General features: G+C 67.0%; 15 protein-coding genes. 7 read left to right on the top strand and 8 right to left on the bottom strand.

Translation table 11 applies throughout. The annotated features are described in order from the left end of the window. Positions 1-12: 12 nt before the first annotated feature. Complete coding sequence (locus tag QFZ53_RS06565; protein WP_307294765.1) at positions 13-711, top strand: ThuA domain-containing protein; 699 nt, start codon at positions 13-15, stop codon at positions 709-711. A gap of 37 nt (positions 712-748) precedes the next feature. Here QFZ53_RS06565 and QFZ53_RS06560 read toward each other — a convergent pair whose 3' ends face one another. After that, positions 749-3178, bottom strand: a complete 2430-nt coding sequence (locus QFZ53_RS06560; RefSeq protein WP_307294762.1) for a glycoside hydrolase family 2 TIM barrel-domain containing protein — start codon at positions 3176-3178, stop codon at positions 749-751. 279 nt (positions 3179-3457) lie between these two features. Here QFZ53_RS06560 and QFZ53_RS06555 point away from each other — a divergent pair, with 279 nt between their 5' ends. Continuing rightward, complete coding sequence (locus QFZ53_RS06555; RefSeq protein ID WP_307294759.1) at positions 3458-4822, top strand: enolase C-terminal domain-like protein; 1365 nt, start codon at positions 3458-3460, stop codon at positions 4820-4822. Here the strand turns inward: QFZ53_RS06555 and QFZ53_RS06550 are convergent. After that, positions 4788-5543 (bottom strand): FadR/GntR family transcriptional regulator, encoded by a 756-nt coding sequence (locus QFZ53_RS06550; RefSeq protein WP_307294757.1) that lies wholly within the window; start codon positions 5541-5543, stop codon positions 4788-4790. The two genes, QFZ53_RS06555 and QFZ53_RS06550, sit on opposite strands and share 35 nt — an antisense overlap. A 446-nt stretch (positions 5544-5989) precedes the next feature. Here QFZ53_RS06550 and QFZ53_RS06545 point away from each other — a divergent pair, with 446 nt between their 5' ends. The 3 genes from QFZ53_RS06545 to QFZ53_RS06535 all read left to right on the top strand — a co-directional run bounded on the left by QFZ53_RS06545 (position 5990) and on the right by QFZ53_RS06535 (position 10022). Continuing rightward, complete coding sequence (locus tag QFZ53_RS06545; RefSeq protein WP_292906058.1) at positions 5990-6970, top strand: ABC transporter permease; 981 nt, start codon at positions 5990-5992, stop codon at positions 6968-6970. 89 nt (positions 6971-7059) lie between these two features. Further along, the gene (locus tag QFZ53_RS06540) at positions 7060-7923 is read left to right on the top strand and encodes a carbohydrate ABC transporter permease (protein ID WP_307294754.1); all 864 of its coding nucleotides are present in this window, start codon (positions 7060-7062) and stop codon (positions 7921-7923) included. After that, complete coding sequence (locus QFZ53_RS06535) at positions 7920-10022, top strand: glycoside hydrolase family 36 protein (RefSeq protein ID WP_307294752.1); 2103 nt, start codon at positions 7920-7922, stop codon at positions 10020-10022. Before QFZ53_RS06540 ends, QFZ53_RS06535 begins: the two co-directional genes overlap by 4 nt. A gap of 75 nt (positions 10023-10097) precedes the next feature. Here the strand turns inward: QFZ53_RS06535 and QFZ53_RS06530 are convergent, their stop codons facing one another. Further along, a complete protein-coding gene (locus QFZ53_RS06530) occupies positions 10098-13373 on the bottom strand; it encodes a glycoside hydrolase family 2 TIM barrel-domain containing protein (protein ID WP_307294750.1) in 3276 nt (1091 codons plus the stop codon). 335 nt (positions 13374-13708) lie between these two features. On the opposite strand from QFZ53_RS06530, the gene QFZ53_RS06525 reads away from it, so the two are divergent. Both QFZ53_RS06525 and QFZ53_RS06520 read left to right on the top strand, forming a co-directional pair. Then, positions 13709-15352: an extracellular solute-binding protein gene (locus QFZ53_RS06525; protein WP_307294748.1), complete on the top strand. Its 1644-nt coding sequence runs from the start codon at positions 13709-13711 to the stop codon at positions 15350-15352. An 85-nt stretch (positions 15353-15437) separates the two neighbouring features. Further along, positions 15438-16322: an aldo/keto reductase gene (locus tag QFZ53_RS06520; protein WP_307294746.1), complete on the top strand. Its 885-nt coding sequence runs from the start codon at positions 15438-15440 to the stop codon at positions 16320-16322. Between the two features lie 42 nt (positions 16323-16364). Here the strand turns inward: QFZ53_RS06520 and QFZ53_RS06515 are convergent, their stop codons facing one another. The 5 genes from QFZ53_RS06515 to QFZ53_RS06495 are packed head-to-tail and all read right to left on the bottom strand — an operon-like array spanning position 16365 to position 21929. Next, positions 16365-17381 (bottom strand): sugar phosphate isomerase/epimerase family protein, encoded by a 1017-nt coding sequence (locus tag QFZ53_RS06515; RefSeq protein ID WP_307294743.1) that lies wholly within the window; start codon positions 17379-17381, stop codon positions 16365-16367. 51 nt (positions 17382-17432) lie between these two features. Further along, positions 17433-18605 carry a Gfo/Idh/MocA family protein gene (locus QFZ53_RS06510; protein ID WP_307294741.1) on the bottom strand — a complete coding sequence of 391 codons (1173 nt, stop codon included), beginning with the start codon at positions 18603-18605 and terminating at the stop codon, positions 17433-17435. Next, a complete protein-coding gene (locus QFZ53_RS06505) occupies positions 18602-20164 on the bottom strand; it encodes an alpha-N-arabinofuranosidase (protein WP_307294738.1) in 1563 nt (520 codons plus the stop codon). The genes QFZ53_RS06510 and QFZ53_RS06505 overlap by 4 nt, the downstream gene beginning before the upstream one ends. After that, entirely contained in the window at positions 20161-21249 is a 1089-nt protein-coding gene (locus QFZ53_RS06500) for a Gfo/Idh/MocA family protein (RefSeq protein WP_292906038.1), read from the bottom strand. The genes QFZ53_RS06505 and QFZ53_RS06500 overlap by 4 nt, the downstream gene beginning before the upstream one ends. Further along, a complete protein-coding gene (locus tag QFZ53_RS06495) occupies positions 21222-21929 on the bottom strand; it encodes a ThuA domain-containing protein (RefSeq protein WP_292906036.1) in 708 nt (235 codons plus the stop codon). The genes QFZ53_RS06500 and QFZ53_RS06495 overlap by 28 nt, the downstream gene beginning before the upstream one ends. Between the last annotated feature and the right edge of the window lie 62 nt (positions 21930-21991).

Raw genomic sequence — 21991 nt, 5'->3', positions numbered from 1 at the left:
AAAGCCCACATCATGACACAGAAGAAACAGGCCCTCATCGTACGCGGCGGATGGGATGGACACGAACCGGTGCAGACCACCGACTCGATGATCCCCTTCCTCGAAGGAGAGGGATTCGAGGTCAGAGTCGAGGAGGGGACGGCCGTATACGCCGACGCCGCGATCATGGCCGCCGTCGACCTCGTGGTGCAGGTGAACACCATGAACACCATCGCCGACGACGAGCTCTCGGGGCTGATCGCTGCCGTCGTCGCCGGCACGGGTCTTGCCGGATGGCACGGCGGGATCGCAGATTCGTATCGCAACAGCGCCGACTACCTTCAGCTGATCGGCGGGCAGTTCGCCCATCACGCCGCGGTGCCGAGGGAGGAACGGACGGGCGAGCAGTCCGACAACTACCTCGACTTCACCGTGAACATCGTGCCCGAGCGTCGCGATCACCCGATCGTGTCGGGTGTCGAGGACTTCCGCCTCCACACGGAGCAGTACTGGGTGCTGTCCGACGCCTACAACGACGTCCTGGCGACGACCGAGATCGTGCACCGCGACTTCGACGCCTGGCATCGCCCGTTCACGACGCCGGTGGTGTGGACGCGGCTGTGGGGCGCAGGACGGATCTTCGTCTGCACCGCCGGTCACAAGCTCGACGTGCTGGATGAGCCGCCGGTGCGGACGATCGTCGAAAGGGGGCTTCTGTGGGCCAGCCGCTGAACGGGGATCTGACGCTCCGCTGATGCGGGCCGGCTTCTCAGCCGGCCCGCACCTCCACGTACGCGGACGGCAGGCCCGGCGTCGAGGCCGTCACCACGATGCGGCCCGACCCGGTCGCGCGGATGACGGCGAGGGCACGCCCGTCATAGAGGCGGTGGCGGGAGTCCACGAACGACTCCTCGGTCTCGGGACGTGCACTGCCGAACCCCTGGAGCACTCCCGGACCGTCGATGTCGACCTCGACCTCGAGGTCGCCATCGGTCGCCCGCACCCCGGCGTCGTCCACGAGCTCGACGACGACGAATGCGAGCCGGTGGCCCCCGGCATCCTGATCTGAGAGCTCTGCGCTCAGCGCGAGACGACGGTCGGTTCCGGCCGTCCGCAGCACCGTCCGCTCGGTCGGCACTCCGTCGCGCACGGCGAGGGCCTCCAACCTGCCCGGGGCGTACGGCACCTCGAACAGCGCGCGGTATCCGTGCGCGACGCCAGCGGGCTGTCGTCCGAGCGAGGATCCTGCGGCGAACAGCTCGACCTCTGCCGCGTCGCTGTAGACCTCCACCTCGAGCGGGTCCGAGCCGGCATCCGGCCACGTCCAGGAGGGGATGCTGTCCGTCCACGACCACGGAGCGGCCTTCATCTCACGGCCGCGGGTGTGCGGTCTCCGCACAGCGATGAAAGGTTCGGAGCGCAGGCCGAAGACGATCTCACGAAAGTAGGACGCGGGGCGTCGTTCGCCCGTGATGTCGATGTCGCCGGCGAACGAGATGAGGAAGGGGTAGGCGCCGAGCGCTCCCCCGCCTGGCTCGCCGTCCCGGTAGTGCATGCGTCCCAGGCCCGGCTCGCCGAGATAGTCCCAGCCGGTCCACGTGAAATCGCCGATGACGTGCGGGTTGGCAAGGACCAGTCCCCACAGACGGTCGATCCGAGTCGGGAAGGTCTCCGATCCGACGATGACCCGATTCGGATACCGCTCGTGATCGAGCACGTAACGGGCCTCCTGGTAGTTCATCCCGGCGATGTCGAGCGCTCCGTAGGCCTCTTCCGTGAGTTCGGCGACGGCATCCGTGAGAGCCAGAGCGCTCATCCGGTCCTCGAGGCTCATCGAGCGGGTGTTGATCTCGGCCACCGCCTCCAGCGACGCGCCGCCCAGCCGCTCGGGATCGACATCGACCGCGCCATCCATCACGAAGAGCGCGCCGTTGACGGCCGCCGTCACGTAGCGCGTCGGGTCCAGCGCGCGGGTCGCCGCCGCCATCGCTCTGGTCAGTTCGCTGCCCGATCGCGTCGCCGCCTCGGGGATCTCATTGCCGATCGAGTACATGATGACGCTGGGATGGTTTCTGTCCTTGCGGATCATCGCCTCGAGTTCTGACGGCCAGCGGTCGAGGAACGCGTCGGAGCCGTCCTCGGGCGACTTCGCCTTCGTCCACACGTCGGTGAGCTCGTCCATCACGAGCATCCCGATCCGATCGCAGGCGTCCAGCATGGCCCTGCTCATGGGCTGGTGGGCGCTGCGGATCGCATTGAACCCGGCGGACTTGAGGATCGCGACCCGACGCTCCTCTGCGGCGTCGAACGTCGCCCCGCCGATGACCCCGTTGTCGGCGTGCACGCAGGCGCCGCGCAGCTTCACCGGCTGACCGTTCACCCGTAGGCCGCGTCGGGGGTCCAGATGAAGTGAGCGGATGCCGAAGACGACGTCGCTCCGATCCGCCTGGGTCTCGTCCCCCGCACCCGAGGTGAGAAGCGATGTCGCGCGGTACAGCTCCGGGGTGTCCACTGACCAGCGCCGAGGCGCGTCCACCAGAATGCGCTGACTGACTTGCGCCTCACCGCATGCGGGCACGCTGACTCTGGCCCTGTCCACGCCGACCACGTCACCCGACGGGCTCGAGAGGCTCGTCTCCAGCCACCGCACGACGGGGACGGGTGCGAGATTGCGCACGGTCGTCATGATCTGCACGAGGGACGACTCCGCATCGTGCTCCGGAGTGGTCACCACGACGCCGTCGAGCGGAATGTGCGCCCGGGGAGCCACGACGATGTGCACGGGTCGGATGATCCCGCCTCCCGTGTACCATCGCGCGTCGCGGTCGGCACGAGTCTCGACGACGACCTCGTTCTCGACGCCGTATCGCAGGAACGCGTCGAGCTCCACCACGAGAGAAGTGCTTCCGGACGGCTGGCGCCCGGCGAGGTCTCCGTTCACGAAGACCACGGCTGAGCGGTGTACGGCTTCGAACTCGAGGACGACGTGCCGGTCTCGCCAGTGCGCGGGAGCGAAGATTCGGGTGCGGTACTCCCACTTCCCACCAGGGAAGTATCCCGAGGCCATCTGACGGGGGTCCGCGACGCGCGGCAATGCGAGCACGGCGTCGTGAGGGACGACCACCGGGCGGAGATCCCCTGGTGTTCCCGTGGTGAGATCCCGGTACTCCCACGGCTGCGAATAGACCTCACGGTGCATCCCGGTCTCCTTCTCCGTCGACGAGACGCCACGCTAGCATCGCGGCGAGATTGTGTAAACATCTGATGTTTATAGGCCGAATGCCGCTAGCATTGGAGCAGTCGCACTCGTGGTGGCGGGGAACCGGAAGGCTCCAAGACGGCGAAACATCGACGAAATCAAATGAGAACGCGGTTCGAGCGTTCGGACGACGCTCCGTTCGCCGTGGAGAGAAACTCTCCGCGAAACAAGGATAGATCGAATGATGTTTGCTCTATCGCCAGCAAGAAGGGACGACTGATGGCGGTCATCACCGGCGTGCGCGTGCACGACATACGCTTCCCCACTTCGCTTGAGGCCGACGGCTCCGACGCGATGAACAAAGACGGCGACTACTCCGCCGCCTACGTCATCCTGGAAACCGACGGCGACCTGCGCGGTCACGGCTTCACCTTCACGATCGGGCGCGGGAACGACCTGTGCGCCGAGGCGGCCAGGCAGCGCGCCCAGCCGCTGATCGGCCGAGATGTGGACTCGCTGCTGGACGACCTCGGCGGGATCTACCGCGAGCTCGCATCCGACTCGCAGCTGCGATGGCTCGGGCCCGAGAAGGGCGTCGTCCATCTTGCGATGGCGGCGGTCATGAACGCCCTCTGGGACATGGCCGCCCGGCGTGCCGAGGTGCCGCTGTGGCGGCTCCTCGTCGAGATGACCCCGGAGCAGCTCGTGGATGCCGCGGATCTGCGGTATCTCTCCGACGCCTTGACCCGCGCAGAGGCCCTCGACCTCCTGCGCGCCTCGGCGCCCCTGCGCCAGCAGCGCATCGCTGAGCTGGCCGACCGCGGGGGCTACCCCTGCTACACGACAAGCGCCGGCTGGCTCGGCTACTCCGACGACAAGCTGCGCGCACTCCTGCAGGAGGCGGTGGACGACGGCTACCGTCACTTCAAGCTCAAGGTCGGCGCCGACCTCGAGGAGGACCGTCGGCGACTGCGTGTGGCCCGCGAGATCGTCGGATGGGACGCCGAGCTCATGATCGACGCCAATCAGGTCTGGGACGTTCCGCAGGCGATCGACTGGATCAACGAGCTGGCGGAGTTCCGGCCCCTGTGGATCGAGGAGCCCACGAGCCCCGACGATGTTCTCGGGCACGCCGCGATCCGCAAGGCGGTGAGCCCGGTCGGGGTCGCGAGCGGTGAGCACGGCATGAATCGCGTGCTGTTCAAGCAGATGTTCCAGGCCGAGGCGATCGACTTCTGCCAGCTGGACTCGGCCCGCCTGGCCAGCGTGAACGAGATCCTGTCCGTGTACCTCATGGCTCACAAATTCGGCGTCCCGGTGTGCCCGCACGCGGGTGGTGTCGGGCTGTGCGAACTCGTGCAGCATCTGTCGATCTTCGACTTCGTCGCCGTATCCGGATCGCTCGACAAGCGCCTCACCGAGTACGTCGATCACCTGCACGAGCACTTCGTCGATCCCGCAGTCGTCGTCGCCGGGCACTACGTGCTGCCCTCGAAGCCGGGCTACAGCGCAGAGATGCTCGAGCAGAGCATCCAGCGCTACGAGTTCCCGACCGGGAGCTACTGGGTGGATTCGAGGGCCGAAGAAGTACTCGTCGGCTCGCGGCCGCTCAGCCCTGCGGTGCTGGAGGCTCGTCGCTCTTGACGGGGTGATCGGCGGCGAACACCTCGACGCCGAGCAGATGCGCAGCCATGCGGATGCGAGCACGCTCAGCATCGCGTGTGCGGAGGGCGGCCAGGATCGCCCGGTGGTCGGCGTGCGCCTCCCCGAGAGAGTCCCGTTCAGTGATCGCGCGCCACAGTCGCCCCCGCAATGTGCGAGTCATGAGGCTGTCGATGAGTGCAGCCAGCGCGGCGTTGCCGCTGGCGACGGCGATCCGGCGATGGAACGCGGCATCGGCGTCGATGAAGGACTCCGGCTCGAGCTGGCCGGTGACCAGTCCCGCATCGATTTCGGCGAGGATGCTCTCGAGTTCGTCGAACTCCTCCTCGGTGAGCCGTACTGCCGCAAGACCTGCCGACTCGGTCTCGAGCACGCGTCGGACCGCGAGGAGGTCGACCGACTGGTTCGCCTCCTGCAGGCCCGCCCAGAACTCGAGGTGTCTCAGGAGAGAGCTCGCGTCGAGCTGCGTGACGTACGTGCCGTCGCCCTGTCGCGTCTCGAGCACGCCGAGCGTCGCCAGCGAGCGCACGGCTTCCCGAAGCGAACCGCGGGAGACCCCCAGCTGCGCGGCGAGCTCCTTCTCGATCGGCAGCCGATCCCCCGCTCGCAGCTCGCCCGAGGCGATCATCCGCTTCACATGGTCGATGACGTGATCCGATCGAGAGAGGGAACCCGTCGGAAGGTCTTCGGTCTCAGCACTCACGTGGCCAGTGTATGCGGCAAGACGGGAATAGGTACGACCTAGAGGCTCGCCGAAGCCCGGATTCACGGGGTGCCGCGCACCGGGCATGCGATTTCATCGAAAGATAGAATCAATTTGGTACTCGGTGACTCGGAATCAAGATCCCGCAGGGAGCCCGTCGGCGAGAACGAAGCGGATGCCGCACGGCACAGAGCAGACGGAATTTGCGATAAAAATAAGGAAATCGGGCACACAGAACCGTTCTTCGCCGCCTCGACCTTACTCCGCCCCGGCACAGGCTGGCACTCGACCCCGCGAAGCGATTGACACATATTGATCTGACGTTTATCGTGAAGTGTGCCTGCATCGAAGCAGAGAGGAGACCTGATGAACACCCGCCCCAGGTTGATCGCCGGTTCCACTCCCCCTCCTACGAACTCGTCCCTCAGACTCGCGAGGTCCGCGTGGTGAGCCCGCCCGGTGTCGGCCTGGATGTCGGCGGCGTCACCCGCAGACTCCGGGACCGGGGCAACCCCCGCGGGTTGCGTGGCCTGAAGCGCAGCTGGCGTCGACATTGGCAGCTCTATCTGCTGATACTGGTCCCGATCGCCTACTTCGTCATCTTCAAGTACATCCCGATGGCGAACGCCATCATCGCGTTCAAGGACTACAACGTCGTCGACGGCGTCTGGGGAAGCGACTGGGCCGGGACGAAGCACTTCGAGCGCTTCTTCAACAATCCGATGTTCTGGCCGGTGCTCCGCAACACCTTCGTGCTCTCCGCCTACGTCGTCCTGGCGAGCTTCCCGATCCCGATCATCCTCGCGCTCGCACTGAACGAAGTCCGCCTGAGGTTCTTCAAGAACACCGTGCAGATGGTCACGTACGCCCCCTATTTCATCTCGACGGTGGTGGTGGTCTCGATGACCATCCTCTTCTTGTCGCCGCGGTTGGGCATCGCCGGACATGTGACGCAGTTCTTCGGCCTGGGATCCATCGACTTCCTGAGCGACCCGGACTTCTTCCGGCACATCTACGTCTTCAGCGATATCTGGCAGACGATGGGATACTCCGCCGTCATCTATCTGGCCGCGCTGGCGGGGATCGACCCCACCCTCTACGAAGCTGCGCGAGTCGACGGCGCGAGCCGCTGGCAGAAGATCCGCAATGTCGATCTGCCGGGCATTCTGCCCACCGCGATGATCGTCCTCGTCCTCGGCGTCGGCAACGTCATGGCGATCGGCTTCGAGAAGGCGTACCTGCTGCAGAACAGCCTCAACATCTCGCAGTCGGAGATCATCGCGACGTACACGTACAAGGTCGGCCTGCTCAGCGCCGACTTCAGCCAGGCCGCGGCGATCGGATTGTTCAACGGAGTCATCAACCTCGGGCTGCTGCTCGGCGTGAACGCGATCGTGAAACGACTGACGGGAAACGGACTGTGGTGAGCTCGATGCTGAAAGAAGCCCCCGGCAAGAAAAGATCACGACTCCCGGAGCCGCGAGGAGGGCTGAAGCCCACGCGCATAAAGGAGCCGGTGGTCGACCGGTGGTTCATGGCCGGCGTCTACATCCTGCTCACGACCTTCCTGCTCGTCGTGCTGCTGCCGCTCGTCTACATCGTCGCCAGCTCCTTCAGCGATCCGCTCGCGGTGTCATCGGGTCGGGTCACGTTCTGGCCGATCGACTTCACCCTCGAGGGCTACCAGCGGGCGCTCAGCGACAGTTCGATCCTCACCGGATTCGGCAACTCCCTGTTCTACACGATCGCCGGTACGGCGATCAGCCTCGTGCTCACGGTCGCGATCGCCTATCCGCTGTCACGACAGGACTTCTGGGGCCGACGCGGCATCACGGTCTTCGTGGTGTTCACGATGCTCTTCGCCGGCGGCATCATCCCGATGTATCTCGTCGTCCAGAACCTCGGTCTCCTCGACACCCGGTGGGCGATCATCCTCCCGCAGGCGATCGGCGTCTGGCAGGTGATCATCGCTGTCGCGTTCTTCCGGTCATCGATCCCCGACGAGCTCTACGAAGCGGCTCAGCTGGACGGCGCGAGCGATCTGCGCTTCCTCTTCTCGACCGTGCTGCCGCTGTCCAAGCCGCTCCTCGCGGTGATCGCGCTCATGTACGCCATCTTCCAGTGGAACTCCTACTTCGACGCGTTGCTCTATCTGCGCAACCCGGATCTCTTCCCCCTTCAGCTGGTGCTCCGCAACGTGCTGATCCTCAACCAGGCGGCCCCCGGGCTGGACGCGGCCGCAGCCATGGAGCGGCAGCAGCTCGCCGACCTGATGAAGTACTCGCTCATCGTCATCTCGACGGTGCCCGTGATGCTCGTGTACCCGTTCGTGGCCCGCTTCTTCAACAAGGGGATCCTGATCGGGGCAGTCAAGGGGTGAGCGTAGGTGAACTCATCACCTGGCGCCCCGGTGCCATCGAACTCGACATCTCGTCATCCGCTGACAGGCCGCCGATGGTCCAGCGGTTCACGCGGGTCGGCGACGAGAGCGTCCCCGAACCCGCATCCGCTCTGCCGATCGCCGAGATCCACCTCGGCGGGGAGGGCTCGGGCTTCTCGTCGTCGGAACGCCTCATGGGCAGCGCTGTGGGACGCCGGCTGCGCTTCGTCGACCACCGGGACTGGCACCAGGACGGGATGGCTCATCTCGAGGTGACCGCGCAGGACCCGGTGACGCAGATCGTCGTGATCTCGCGCTGGTCGAGCTGGCCTGACCTTCCCGTCGTCCGATGCGAGACCGAGGTCTGCGCGGGAACGGATGCCGTCGAGCTCCGCGCAGTCTCCTCCGTCGCGCTCGGCGGCATCTCGTCGCCGGGCGCGCACTGGTGGCTCGATCACGAGGTCGGATTCGCGCACAACACGTGGTTCCGCGAGATGGTCTGGCAGCGTCGCACCCCGGCCGAGCTCGGACTCGACGACGCGGGACTGGACTCGTGGGGCATCACCAGCTCCCGCGCGTCGTTCGCCATCGGACAGCGCGGAAGCTGGTCGACCGGCGGTCATCTGCCGATGGGCGTCCTGCGGGCCGGAGATCAGCCGCGATCCCTGCTGTGGCAGGTCGAGCACAACGGCGCATGGCGCTGGGAGCTCGGAGACCAGGCCGGTGCGCTGTACCTCGTGACGAGCGGACCGACGGACCAGAGCTCGGCGTGGATGCGGCGGCTCTCGCCCGGCGAGCGGTTCTGCTCCGTCCCGACGACCCTCGTCCTCGCGGGCGATGACGATGAGCTGTTCGGCGCGCTCACCCGCGCCAGGCGCCGCGTGCGTCGCCCCCACCCGGACAACGACGCGCTGCCGGTGATCGTGAACGACTACATGAACGCTCTGATGGGAGATCCCACGAGCGAGAACATCCCGCCGTTCATCGACGCCGCCGAGCGAGCCGGCGCGGAGATCTACTGCATGGACTCGGGCTGGTACACAGACGGGGCGACGTGGTGGAACGACCTCGGCTCGTGGGAGCCGTCGCTGCGCCGATTCCCCGAAGGCCTCCGCGCGATGACGAACCGGATGCGGGACGCCGGGATGATCGCGGGGCTCTGGCTCGAACCCGAGGTCGTCTCGGTCTCGAGCCCGGTGGCGCACACCCTGCCCCCGGAGGCCTTCTTCCAGCGGGACGGGAAGCCGGTCATCGAGTCCGGCCGACTGCAGCTGGACTTCCGGCATCCGGCCGCACTCGCCCATGTCGACGGCGCGGTCGAACGACTCGTCGTCGGTCTGGATCTCGGATACCTGAAGTTCGACTACAACATGGACGTCACGCAGGGCACCGACGTGGATGCCGACAGTCCCGGTGACGGGCAGCTGGGCCACCAGCGGGCGCTGCTGGACTGGGTGCGCGACCTCATGGACCGTCACCCGGGACTCGTCATCGAGAACTGTGCGAGCGGCGGACAGCGGATGGATGCGGCGACCCTCGCGGTGCACCCCGTCCAGTCGACGAGCGACAACCAGGATCCGCTGTTCACCGCGTCGATAGCGGCGGCTGCACCCACGGCGGTGACTCCTGAGCAGGGCGCCGTGTGGGCCTACCCCGACCCGTCCTGGTCGGCCGAGAGGATCGCGTTCTCGCTCGCGAGCACGCTGTTGGGACGCGTGCATCTCGGTGGTCGCCTCGACCTTCTCTCGTCACCGCAGATGGAGCTGGTCCGGGCAGGGCTGGCCGCGTACCGCGAGACGCGTGACAGACTTCCGGCGGCCGTGCCGTTCTGGCCCCTGGGCCTGCCCGGCTGGCACGATCCCGTCGTCGCCCTGGGCATGCGCGACGACGCGGGCGAGCTGCTCACCGTCTGGCGCCGTTCCGGTCCCACCACCGTGAGGATCCCGCTGGCACGGCACGTGGGGCGCGAACTCGATGTGGAGATCGTGTTCCCGAAGAACCTTCCCACCCGGGTGATGTGGCATGCCCCCGCAGGCGAACTCGTCGTCGAGCTGCCGGACGAGCCTGCGGCGCGCACGCTCCGCCTGCGGCACCCATAGTCATCCCACCCTGGATGCGCCTCTGGCGAACCGCCTCCGCTGAGGCGATCCGCCAGAGGTTCTCTGCCGTTCTGTCTACGCGTCGGCCACCGGGCTCGGCTGTGGGGCGACAGCAGGCGAATAAGGCAGCTCGGTCTCGACGAAGGCCCTCGCCGCCTCGCCGGGATCTTCACCTGCACGCAGCGGCAGCATCCGGTAGAGATGCTGATACGGGCCCTTGGCCGGTGCGTTGCTGTACTTGTCGGGGCGCGTCATGACGTCCCAGTTGCCGCCCTGCATGCCTTCCTGCGCAGCATCGACGCGGACCACGGTGCGATGCGAGATCGGGACGTCGTGCCAGTGGCGGCGGTCCGCGAGCTCAGCCGGACTGTGGGGCTGGGCGTTGAAGAACATGGTTCCGCCGGCGACGAACAGCACACCGGCACCGTCATGATCCACGACCGCCGCCCAGCGGGTATCCGCTTTGTTAGCCGAGTCCTGGGGGCGGCTGTAGCGAGTGACCTGATCCGCGACGGTGCCGGAGTACCGCCCGAAGAAAGCGGAGGAGCGACGATCGGCGGTCGACTCCAGCGGTCCGCGACCGTACCAGTGGATGGTGTCGAGCTCTTCGCGGAGTCCGAGCGTGGTGCCGATCACCTGAGCATTGGGCGTGCCCGTCACCGGCGCGAACGTCGACAGGACGTCGACCTGTCCGTTGCCATGGATCGTGTAGACGATCGACTGCGGCGAGGTGGTGATCTGATCGCTCGGGCGGAACGGCACCTTCGTGGTGACGGTGCCCTTGACGGTGACCCGCACAGCCCCGGTCATCGGTCGCACCTCGACCTCGTCGACGGCCCATTCCTCGCCGACGCCGCGCCACGGCTGCGACGGCTCTGGACGCTTCAGACGGATGTCAGGGATCGCCAGCTCCGGGTCGTTCGGCGTGCGCCAGAAGTTCGGCATCAGCTCGCTCGCGAGCAGTTCTCGTCCGTCGTACTCCAGCGATGTGAGGCGCCCCGTGTCGCGGGAGACCACGACTTCGAACCGGTCGCCGCTGACGTGGATCGAGCCGGCGTCATCGACCACGCGGACGCGCGGCAGATCCTCGGCGGCGACACGGGTGGCGTCGGGTGCAGCGACCGGGATGTCGAACTGTGCACGTGCGACGACGTGCCCCTGCTCGGCCCAGGGTGTGGCCGCTGCGAGGGCGAGAGAGATGTCCAGCCGGTACTCCGCCTCGGGGCGAGGGCTCCCGGGAATCTCGAAAGGAAGCGTGATCTCGGAGCTCTCACCGGGCCCGATGGCCAGTTCCGCGCCCGGAACGGCTCCCTCCTGTAGCGGGATTCCGTCCTCGGTCAGCGACCATTCGAGCGTGTGACCTTCGAGGCCCGTGAACAGGTGTTCATTGATGACCGTGACGGTCGGGGAGGGCAGGGCGTGAGCGGTGACGGTGATCGGCTGGTACGCGAGCTTCGCTTCGGCGAGCTTGGCCGTGGGGGTGCGATCGGAGAGGGTCAGGCCGCTCATGTGCGCGCCCTCCTCGTTCGGGTCGTCGCCCCAATCGCCGCCGTAGGCGATGAACTCGACCCCGGGACTCCCCGGCATCGGCCACCACAGCCCCTTGTCGGCCCAATCCCAGAGGAAGCCGCCGCACACCAACCCCGGGTGCTCTCGGATGGCGGCCCAGTATTCGTCGAGGTAGCCGGAGGTGTTCCCTTGGCTGAAGGCGTATTCGATGAGCAGGTACGGCCTGGGGTCGCGCTGCGCTCGGGTGATCAGTTGGCCGACGGGCGGATAGAAATCGCCGTCGAAGTCGGAGAGCTCCGTCGGGACGATCGGCGATCCTGAGCCGGTGGGGTCCTGGTAGCTGACCGGACGGGTCGGGTCGTGCTCCTTGGCCCAGTCGTACATGGCTCGGAGGTTGGATCCCACGCCGGATTCGTTGCCGATCGACCAGGAGATGACGCTCGCGTGATTCTTGTCGCGATCGACCACGTTCTTCATCCGCCACAGCAGTGCGTCCCGCAGTTCCGGTCGATCACCGGGAATGTGGGGCTTGCCTTCTGCGTCGACGCTGTTGATGTGGGACTCGTTGTTGGCCTCGTCGAAGATGTACAGCCCGTACGCGTCGGCGAACTCGTACCAACGGGGATCGTTCGGGTAGTGCGAGGTGCGCACGGCGTTGATGTTGGACTGCTTCATGAGGCGGATGTCGGCGATCATGTCCGCGCTCGAGAGGGTGCGCCCTGTTCGCGGGTTCCACTCGTGGCGGTTGACGCCTCGGATGGACAGCGGTCGGCCGTTGAGCAGGAGTGCGCCGTCGACGATCTCGACCCGTCGGAAGCCGACGCGTGTGGAGATGCGCTCGACGATCGATCCGGTCTCGTCGCACAGCTCGAGGACCAGCGTGTAGAGCTCCGGGCGCTCGGCCGACCACAGACGCGGCTGCCGGACGAGCGCCGACAGGCCGACGGAGGAATCGACCCCGACGCCGGCCGGCTGCACGCGGGAGGCCGCCGTCCACACCTCGGCTGCCGATGGAACTGTGCCGTCGAAGAGACGCGCCTTCACGCTGTGATCGAGGCCGGTGCTCTCACCGGCATAGTCGCGGATGTCAGCGGTGACCTCGAGCACGGCATCGGCGAACGCGTCGTCCAGCTGGGTGCGAACGGTGAAGTCGCGAATCAGCACCGGCGATCGGGAGATCAGGGACACGCTGCGGAAGATGCCGGACAGCCGCACGTTGTCCTGGTTCTCCAGGTAGGAACCGGTGCACCAGCGATAGACCTCTACCGCGATGAGGTTGCGTCCAGGGCGGAGGTGAGCGGTGATATCGAATTCGCCGGGCGTGTAACTGTCTTCGCGGTAGCCGATCTTCTGGCCGTTGATCCAGACGTAGTACGCGGATTCCACACCGTCGAACCGGATGAAGGTACGACGAGGCGCCCATTCCTCCGGAAGCTCGAAGGTCGTGCGGTACTGGCCGACCGGGTTGTACGCGGTCGGGGCGTGCGGGTAGTCGCCGCGCGGATCGGGCTGTTCGCCTTTCCCGTTGGCTCCGGTCCACGGCAGGACGGTGTTCGTCCCGATGGGGAAGTCGTAGCCGTGCAGCTGCCAGGAGGAAGGAACCGGGATCGTCGCCCAATCCGCGTCATCGACACGGTCGTCGGCGAAGTCGAGCACCCTCTCCGCCGGGTTCTCCGACCAGAGGAACTTCCACTCGCCGTCGAGGCTCAGGCGATACGGCGAGTCGAGCCGATCAGCGTGCAGGGCCTGCGCGTGCGTCTCATAAGGCATGAGCGAGGCGTGAGCGGGCTCGGTCCCCCATTCGTAGACGGCAGGGTCGTTCCACTCCGGTGTGTTCGTCATCTTGCGTCCTCTGCTGGTGTCGACGCGCCTCTGCCCGAGGCGTGAGTCATCAGATGTTTAGACTAGCGGACTGCGATCGATCACGCCATAATATGCATATTGACACCGAATGATCAGACGTTTAGCGTGAGGGCATGCCTGCAAAGCCGCAGCCATCCCCGGATGCCGCTGATGCTCCACTACCCCGTCGTCGCCCGATCATTCGGCCCGGGCACTCCCCGCAGACGTCGTCAAGGGATGACGCATCGCAACCCGCGCCGCGTCATCGACTCCACAGCACGCCCGTCCCACCACAGAGAGGCAAGACATTGTCCAGACAACACCTATCCGACACGATGCGACACAGCCGTCGCTCCGTCGCCGGCATCGCGGCGGTCGCGGTACTGGCCGCCGCGCTGGTCGGCTGTTCCCCCAGCGAAGAAGACGACCAGAAGGTCATCACCATCTTCGGAGAACAGAGCGGCCAGATGGATCTCAACACAAACTCGTTCACCCTCCTCATGGAGGAGAAGTTCGACGTCGACATCCAGTTCGAGACGACCGGCTATGAATCAGGGGCGGCGAACGAGGCTCGCCAGGTCTCCTTGGCGGGTGGCGACCTGCCCGAGGCGTACATGCTCGTCCCGTGGGCGTCGCAGTTCAACAAGGCCGAGCTGCAGCGCTACGGCGATCAGGGCGTGATCCTGCCCCTGAACGATCTCATCGACGAGTATGCGCCGAACATCGCCGACGCCCTCGCCGCCGAGCCCGGCTTCGAATCGCTCGCCACGGCACCCGACGGCAACATCTGGGGCCTTCCGCAGTGGAACGACTGCTACCACTGCTCCTACCCGTACAAGTTCTGGATCAACCAAGAGTGGCTGAAAGCGCTCGGACTCGATGCGCCGACGACACCCGACGAGTTCTTCGACGTCATGATGGCGTTCAAGACGGGCGACCCCAACGGCAACGGCGTCGCGGATGAGATCCCGATCACCGGCAGTTCGCAGTGGTCGATCGTGCCGTACATCATGAACGCGTTCGTCTCCAACTCCTTCAACACCGGAGCCGGTGCGAACGGCCAGCCTGTCTCGCTGGGACTCGACGGCGACACGGTGCAGATGCAGCCGATGCAGGACGGATGGCGGGAAGGCCTGAAGTTCCTCAACAAACTGTGGGCGGCAGGCCTCGTCGATCCCGCGGCGTTCTCGCAGGGTGACGACACCATGCAGGGCACGGGCAACAACGCCGACGCAGTGATCGTCGGCGGCGCCACGACCATCCATTCCGGGATCTTCGTGAGCGTCGGTCAGGAAGACGGTCGCGACAACCAGTACTTCCCGATTCCTCCGCTCGAGGGACCAGGGGGTGCGAATGCGACGTACCAGCTGCCGAGCATCCCCGGAGCCACCTTCGTCGTCACGAAGGCCGCCGACGAGACGGAGCAGAAGGTGATCATGGAGATGATGGATTATCTCTTCACCGAGGAAGGGCACATGCGCGGTGAGTTCGGCGAGGAGAACATCGGCTGGCGAGCTGCGGAGGAGGGAGAGGTCGCACTCGACTCCGAGCTCGACGCGACCTTCTTCGACATCCTGGTGGATGAGGAGAACGAAGCCGACTACAACGGCAGCTGGGGTCCGATGGCTCAGGTGTTCGAGACGACGGAGTTCCGCAATGCGCAGGTGGCGCCGCTCGACATCAACACGCAGCCGGGCTACGAGCGTCGGCTCTTCGAGGCGACCGAGCTGTACGACGGCGAGGACTCCGACGCGATCTTCCCGTACTGGGACCTCTGGGTCCCCGTCGAAGACGGCAACGAGCTGTCCACGCTGACCGCCAACATCGAGAGCAACGTGGCGACATCGACCGCCGAGTTCGTCACCGGAGTGCGTGACCCGAACAGCGACGGCGACTGGAACGGCTACCTGGACGGCCTCAAAGGGCTGGGCGTCGACCGCTACCTGGAGATCTGGCAGGCGGCATACGACGCGAGCTGACCAAGAGCACTGATCGGGGGGCGAGGCGCAGGCCTCGTCCCCCGATTCGCTCACTCCCCCTCACCCCCCACCGAAGGATCTACCCATGCATACTCGTACAGTCGGCAACGACACCGTCGGCCGCATCGAAGTCGGAGCGATCGGGCTCGGCCTGATGACCTTCGACCAGACCGGTCACCAGCCCCGCCCGCAGCTGCTCGACACCGTCCGCGCCGCGCTCGACGCCGGCGTCACGCTCTTCGACACCGCCGACGCCTACGGACCCGGCGACGAGCTGGGTGCCGGAGCCCAGGGTGAGAACGAGAAGCTCGTCGCCTCGATACTCGACGAGCTGGGCGTCCGCGACCGCGTTCTCCTCGCTACCAAGGGCGGTGCCTTCCGCACCCAGGGTGGCGGCTGGGACCACGATGGCCGGCCCGAGCATCTGCACCGCGCGGTCGACGCCAGTCTGTCCCGGCTCGGAGTCGAGCAGATCGCGCTCTGGCAGCACCACCGCCCCGATCCCACGATCGACTATTCGGAGACGATCGGCGCGCTCACCGAGATCGCTGCCAGCGGCAAGGTGCGGATGATCGGGGTCTCCAACGTCGACCCTGCTCAGATCCGGGCGGCGCACGAGGCGCTGGGCGACAGCCTGGTCAGTGTTCAGAACCAGTTCAGTCCGAAGTTCCGCAGCAGCCGACCCGAGATCGACGTCTGCGCCGAATTGGGTCTGGCCTTCCTCGCCTGGAGCCCGCTCGGCGGCCTGTCGGATGCGAAGGAGCTGGCTGCCCGCCACCCGGCCTTCCAGCAGGTGGCCGAGGCCCGCGGCGTGAGCGCCCAGCAGGTCGCGCTGGCCTGGGAGCTGGCGCAGGCGCCGGTGGTCATCCCGATCCCGGGGGCCAAGCGGCCGCAGTCGGTCGTCGACTCCGCCGCCGCCGCCGACCTCGAGCTGACCCGGGACGAACTGGCCGCGCTCGATCAAGACTGAGGCTCTCGGCACCCCGGCCCACAGAGGACGCCCGCTCAGGGCTCAGCGGGCGTCCTCTGTCTTGGTCGAGAAAGCGGAGTCGAACGCAGCATCCGGCGGAGTGATCGCGGCGAGCTTCCGCACGAACGCGAGAGCCTCGGGGGCGCCGTGCAGCCGGTCCATGCCGGCATCCTCCCACTCGACGCTCGTCGGGCCGGTGTAGCCGATCGCGTTCAGAGCCCGGAACAGCGGCTCCCACTTCACGGCGCCGTGCCCGGTCGAGACGAACGTCCACCCTCGCCGCGGGTTGGCCCATGGCAGGTGCGACCCGAGGACTCCGTTGCGGCCGTCGAGGTTCGTGATCGACTCCTTCACGTGCACATGGAAGATGTGTTCGGCGAAGTCGAGGACGAACGCGACCGAATCCAGCTGCTGCCAGACGAAGTGCGAGGGGTCGAAGTTGAAGCCGAAGCTCTTGCGGCGCCCGATCGCGTCGAGCGTCGCCTTGGCCGTCCAGTAGTCGTACGCGATCTCGGACGGGTGCACTTCGAGCGCGAACCGCACCCCCACCTCCTCGAAGACGTCGAGGATCGGGTTCCACCGATCGGCGAAGTCCTGATACCCCGCCGCGATGAACTCATCCGACGCCGGCGGGAACATCGCGACGGCCTTCCAGATGCTCGACCCCGTGAAGCCGTTCACCGTCGTGACGCCGAGCTTCGCGGCGAAACGGGCCGTGTTCTTCAGGTCTTCCGCCGCCCGCAGCCTGACGCCCTCGGGTTCGCCATCGCCCCAGACCCGATCGGAGAGGATGTCCCGGTGGCGCGCGTCGATCGGGTCGTCGCACACCGCCTGTCCGGTGAGATGGTTCGAGATCGCCCACACCTGAAGGCCGTTGCGCTCCAGGATGTCGCAGCGCGACTGCACATACGCCTCATCATCCCAGCGGGACACATCGATGTGATCGCCCCAGCAGGCGATCTCCAGGCCGTCGTAGCCCCACTCCCCCGCAAGACGAGCGACGTCCTCGAACGGAAGATCGGCCCACTGACCGGTGAACAACGTGATCGGACGTGCCATGAACGACTCCTTCGTAGAAACGTGGCGGGTGTTGCGAATCAAGGGTGCGCGTCAGCGCACCCGGGTGTAGCGACCTTCGTCGCGGGCGCTCTCCTCGACTGCTGCGAGCACCCGCTGCACCTGGTACGCGTCGGCGAACGTCGGCGGTTCCGGCGTGCCGTCGATCGATCGCACGAAGTCGACGACCTGGTGAGTGAACGTGTGCTCGTAGCCGAGCCCGTGCCCGGTGGGCCACCACGCCTCGGCGTACGGGTGCGCGGGATCGGTGGCCTGGATCGTGCGGAATCCGCGGCGATCGTCGGCGTCGTCCTCGCTGTAGTACTCGAGCTCGTTCATCCTCTCGAAGTCGAACGCGATGGAGCCACGGTCGCCGTTGATCTCGATGCGGTTGGCATTGCGATGCCCGAGCGCCATGCGCGTCGCCTCGAACACCCCGAGCGCACCGCCGCTGAACCCGGCGATGAACGCCGCCGCGTCGTCGACGTCGACCGGCAGCCGCTCGGCGTCGAGGTCGCCCGTGCCACCGAGACCCACCTCGGCGCTGCGTCGGGGGCGCGAAGTCACGAACGTGCGGAGGTGCGCGGACACTCCCTCGATCCGTTCGCCGGTCAACCACTGCGCGGTGTCGATGCTGTGCGCACCGATGTCGCCGAGAGCACCGGAGCCTGCCGAGGCCCGGTCGAGACGCCAGGTGTGCGGGGCGTCCGCGTCGCTCAACCAGTCCTGCAGATACTGCGCCCGCACGTGCCGGATGGTGCCGAGGGCCCCCTCCGCGATGAGGCGGCGAGCCGAGGCGAGCGCGGGCGTGCGTCGATAGCTGTAGCCGCACATCGCGACGATGCCCTGCCGTGCGGCGGCATCCGCGGCGGCGACCATGTCGGCGGCATCGGCCGGGTCGTTCGCGAGCGGCTTCTCGCAGAGGACGTGCTTGCCGGCGCCGAGAGCCGCGATCGCGATCTCCGCGTGGGTGTCGCCTGGCGTGCAGATGTCGACGACATCGATGTCGTCACGTTCGATGACGGCCCGCCAGTCGTCCGACCAGCTGTCCCAGCCCCAGTCGTGCGCCGCCTTCTGCCCGCGCGCCTCTTCGCGCGACACCAGCACCGAGAGCCGCGGGTCCCGCGACAGGTCGAAGAAACGCGGTGCGGTGCGCCAGGCGTGCGAATGCGCCCGCGCCATGAAACCTGCACCGATCACTGCCACCCGCAGCGGACTCGTCGTCATGACGCCACTTCCTCTCGCTCGATCGCCGAGAATTCCGGCTCCAGTTCCAGTTCCACCGTCGCGAAGGAGTGCGGCGGCATGGTCACGGTCAGCATCCCGTCGCGCAGCACGGCGTCGAGCGCGCGCGGGGCCACCCGGTCGGGCGTCGCGGCGTCGTTGAAGGCCGAGGCGTCATCGCCGGTGAGCACCCGAGCGCGGGACACTGTCGCGCCCCGACCGCGCAGGTCGATGCTCACCGTGCAGTCGGCGTCGACCGCGAGATGGCTGAGCGAGATGAGCGCGGTCTCTTCGCGAGTCGACGCCGACATCGAGATCAGGGGCAGATCCTCACCGCGCACCCTCGTCGTCGGCAGATCCCGCACATGAGCGGTCAGCTGCAGGGCATCCTGGTGCCCCTTGTTCATCTCGAACACGTGATAGGTCGGCGTCAGCACGAGCCGATCGCCGTCGGTCAGCACCATCGCCTGCAGAACGTTGACCGTCTGGGCGATGTTCGCCATCGACAGACGCCGCGCATAGCGATGGAAGACGTCGAAGTGGAGTCCTGCCACGAGGGCGTCGCGCACGGTGTTCTGCTGGAACAGGAAGCCGAGGTTCGTGCCCTCCTCGACGTTCCACCAGGTTCCCCACTCATCGCAGACCAGCGAGACGCGGTTGTCGGGGTCGTAGGAATCCATCACGGCCACGTGTCCGCGCACGACCCGCTCGACGTCGGCGGCGTAGGCCATCGTCTCGTAGTACTTCTCGTCGCTGAAGGGGACGGCGTCCTCGGTGTTGATGCCCGATCCGGAGTGCGTGTAGTAGTGGAAGGAGATCGCCTGGTACGGGAGGTTGCCGTAGAGCGTGCAGCCGTGGCAGTCCATGAGCGACTTCATCAGCACACGGGTCCAATCGAGGTCGTCCTCGTTGGCGCCGGCCGCGATCCGGGTGAGGCGATTCTCTCCGTGGTTGTGGGTGAAGGTGGCGTATCGCCGTGCTTCCTCGGCGTAGTGGGCGGCGGACATGTTGCCGCCGCATCCCCACGCCTCGTTCCCGAGGCCCCAGAACGGCACCTTCCACGGCTCGTCCCGGCCGTTCTCGCGCCGCAACCGGGCCATCGGGCTGTCGTCCCCGCGGGTGAGGTACTCGACCCACTCGGCCATCTCCTGCACAGTGCCGCTGCCGATGTTGCCGTTGACGTAGGCGTCGGCGCCGAGAAGGTCGCACAGGTCCATGAACTCGTGAGTGCCGAAGTGGTTGTTCTCCACCACGTCGCCCCAGTTGGTGTTCGCGATCCGCGGCCTCTGCTCGCGCGGACCGATGCCGTCGCGCCAGTGATACGTGTCGGCGAAGCAGCCACCCGGCCAGCGGAGGTTCGGGATGTCGAGGGCCCGCAGAGCCTCGACGATGTCGAGTCTGATGCCGCGCACGTTCGGGATGGCCGAATCCTCACCCACCCAGAAGCCGTCGTAGATGCAGCGCCCCAGATGCTCGGCGAAGTGCCCGTAGATGTGCCGGTTGATGCGATGACCGGTCACATCGAGGTCGATGATCGCGCGGGCGGTGGTGGTGGTGCTCAACGCTGCCTCCAGGCGTTCTCGGGAGTGAAGGGGATGAGCGCGGGACGCTCCGGCGCAGTGGTCAGATCGATGCGGCGCCCGCTGCGCGCGGACTCCGTCAAGGCCGTCATGATCTCCAGCACGTGCAGGGCGATGTCGCCGCGTGCGCTCCCGGCCCCGGTGGCGAGTCGGTCGAGCACGCCGATCCCGCGGCCGGCGTTCTCGTAGCCGGCGCGCTCCGTCACCGTGCTCCAGGCGCCCTCTCCCGGCCGACGCACCCGCACGACACCCTCGAAGAGGTTCGGGTCGGGCACCGACAGCGTGCCGGTCTCGCCGTGGATCTCGAGCGGGGCAGCATCCGTCGCCGCTCCGTCGAAACTGAAGGTGACGGTCGACACCGCTCCGCCGACATGCTCGAGGATGCCGGTCACGTGCGTGTCGATCTCGACCGGGATCTTCTCTCCCGCACGGGGACCCGAGCCGATCGTGCGCACGGCCTTGGGGCGGGAAGACGCCCCGGAGACGCGGGCGACGGGCCCCAGCAGGTGGAACAGCGTGGTCAGGTAGTACGGACCCATGTCGAACAGCGGCCCCCCGCCCTCGCGGTAGTAGAAGTCGGGGTGCGGATGCCACGCCTCGTGCCCCGCGGAGACCCACGTCGCCACCGCGGCGACCGGCCTGCCGATCCCGCCGGCATCGACGACGGCGCGCGCCGTCTGGATGCCGGTGCCGAGCACTGTGTCCGGAGCACAGCCCACCCAGGAGGAGCCGGCCGCGGCCATGACCCGCCGGGCATCCGGCAGCGTCGCCGCCAGCGGCTTCTCGCCGAAGACGTTCTTGCCGCCGGCGAGCGCGGCGAGCGCGACATCTGCGTGCGCGGCCGGGATCGTGAGGTTGATCACGGTGTCGACCGCCGCGTCGGCGACGAGTTCATCGACGCTGAGCGCACGGCATCCGGGATACCGCGCCGCGACCGACTCGGCCCTGGCGGCGTCGAGGTCGGCGGTGGCGGCGATGCGCACACCAGGGTGCGCGCCGAGCGTGTCGAGGTACTGCGCCGAGATGACGCCGAGACCGATTATTCCGATGCCGTGCGGCTGGCCCACAGCATCCCCCTTTCGATGATGGTTCGCACACTCGTGTCCCGGAGGACGACGAGGCTGTGCCCTGGTGTGGCGACGAAGACGCGGCCCTTCCCCCACTGCCGCGTCCAGACGGCAGGCGAGGTGATCGGGCGGTGCCAAGGATGGAACGGCTGCACGGGATGAGTCGTCGTGGCGAGCACGTCGTTGAGGTCGTCGGTGAGCACCCAGTACTGCTCTGTGCGCAGGGTGAAGTCCTCGACGCCGGTCATGATCTCGTGCTCGCGCCCGAGGTCGGTGAGGTCGACGGTGTAGCAGAGGAAGTTGTCTGCCTCTCCGCCCTCCCGTGCGTCAGGATGCTTGGCCGGGTGCGTCGCGAACTGCCCGCCGACCAGCTGCAGGTAGTCCGAGCTGTTGCGGTAGGAATCGGCGATGCCGCCGTGCCATCCGGCGAGACCCGTGCCGCGTTCGACCGCACCACGAAGACCAGTCAGGGCCTCGTTCGAGATCTCCGACATCGTGACGCTCTGCACGATGAGGTCCGTGCGGTCCATCTCCTCGCGATCGGCGTAGATCTCGTTGGAGTCCTCGACCCGCACCTCGAAGCCGTTGTCCGCGAGGAAGGGCAGGAACAGGTCTGTGGCCTCGACCGGGCGGTGTCCGTCCCACCCCCCGCGCACCACGAGGGCTCTCCGCGCGGTCACGACCGCGTCTCCTGCCGGGCCGCCGGGGTCTCCCGGCACACCTCGGCTCCGCGCGCGATCAG

Origin of the sequence: Microbacterium natoriense (assembly GCF_030816295.1) — a bacterium.
In the GTDB taxonomy this organism is placed as follows: domain Bacteria; phylum Actinomycetota; class Actinomycetes; order Actinomycetales; family Microbacteriaceae; genus Microbacterium; species Microbacterium natoriense_A.
This window is presented reverse-complemented; position numbering and strand designations above follow the sequence as displayed.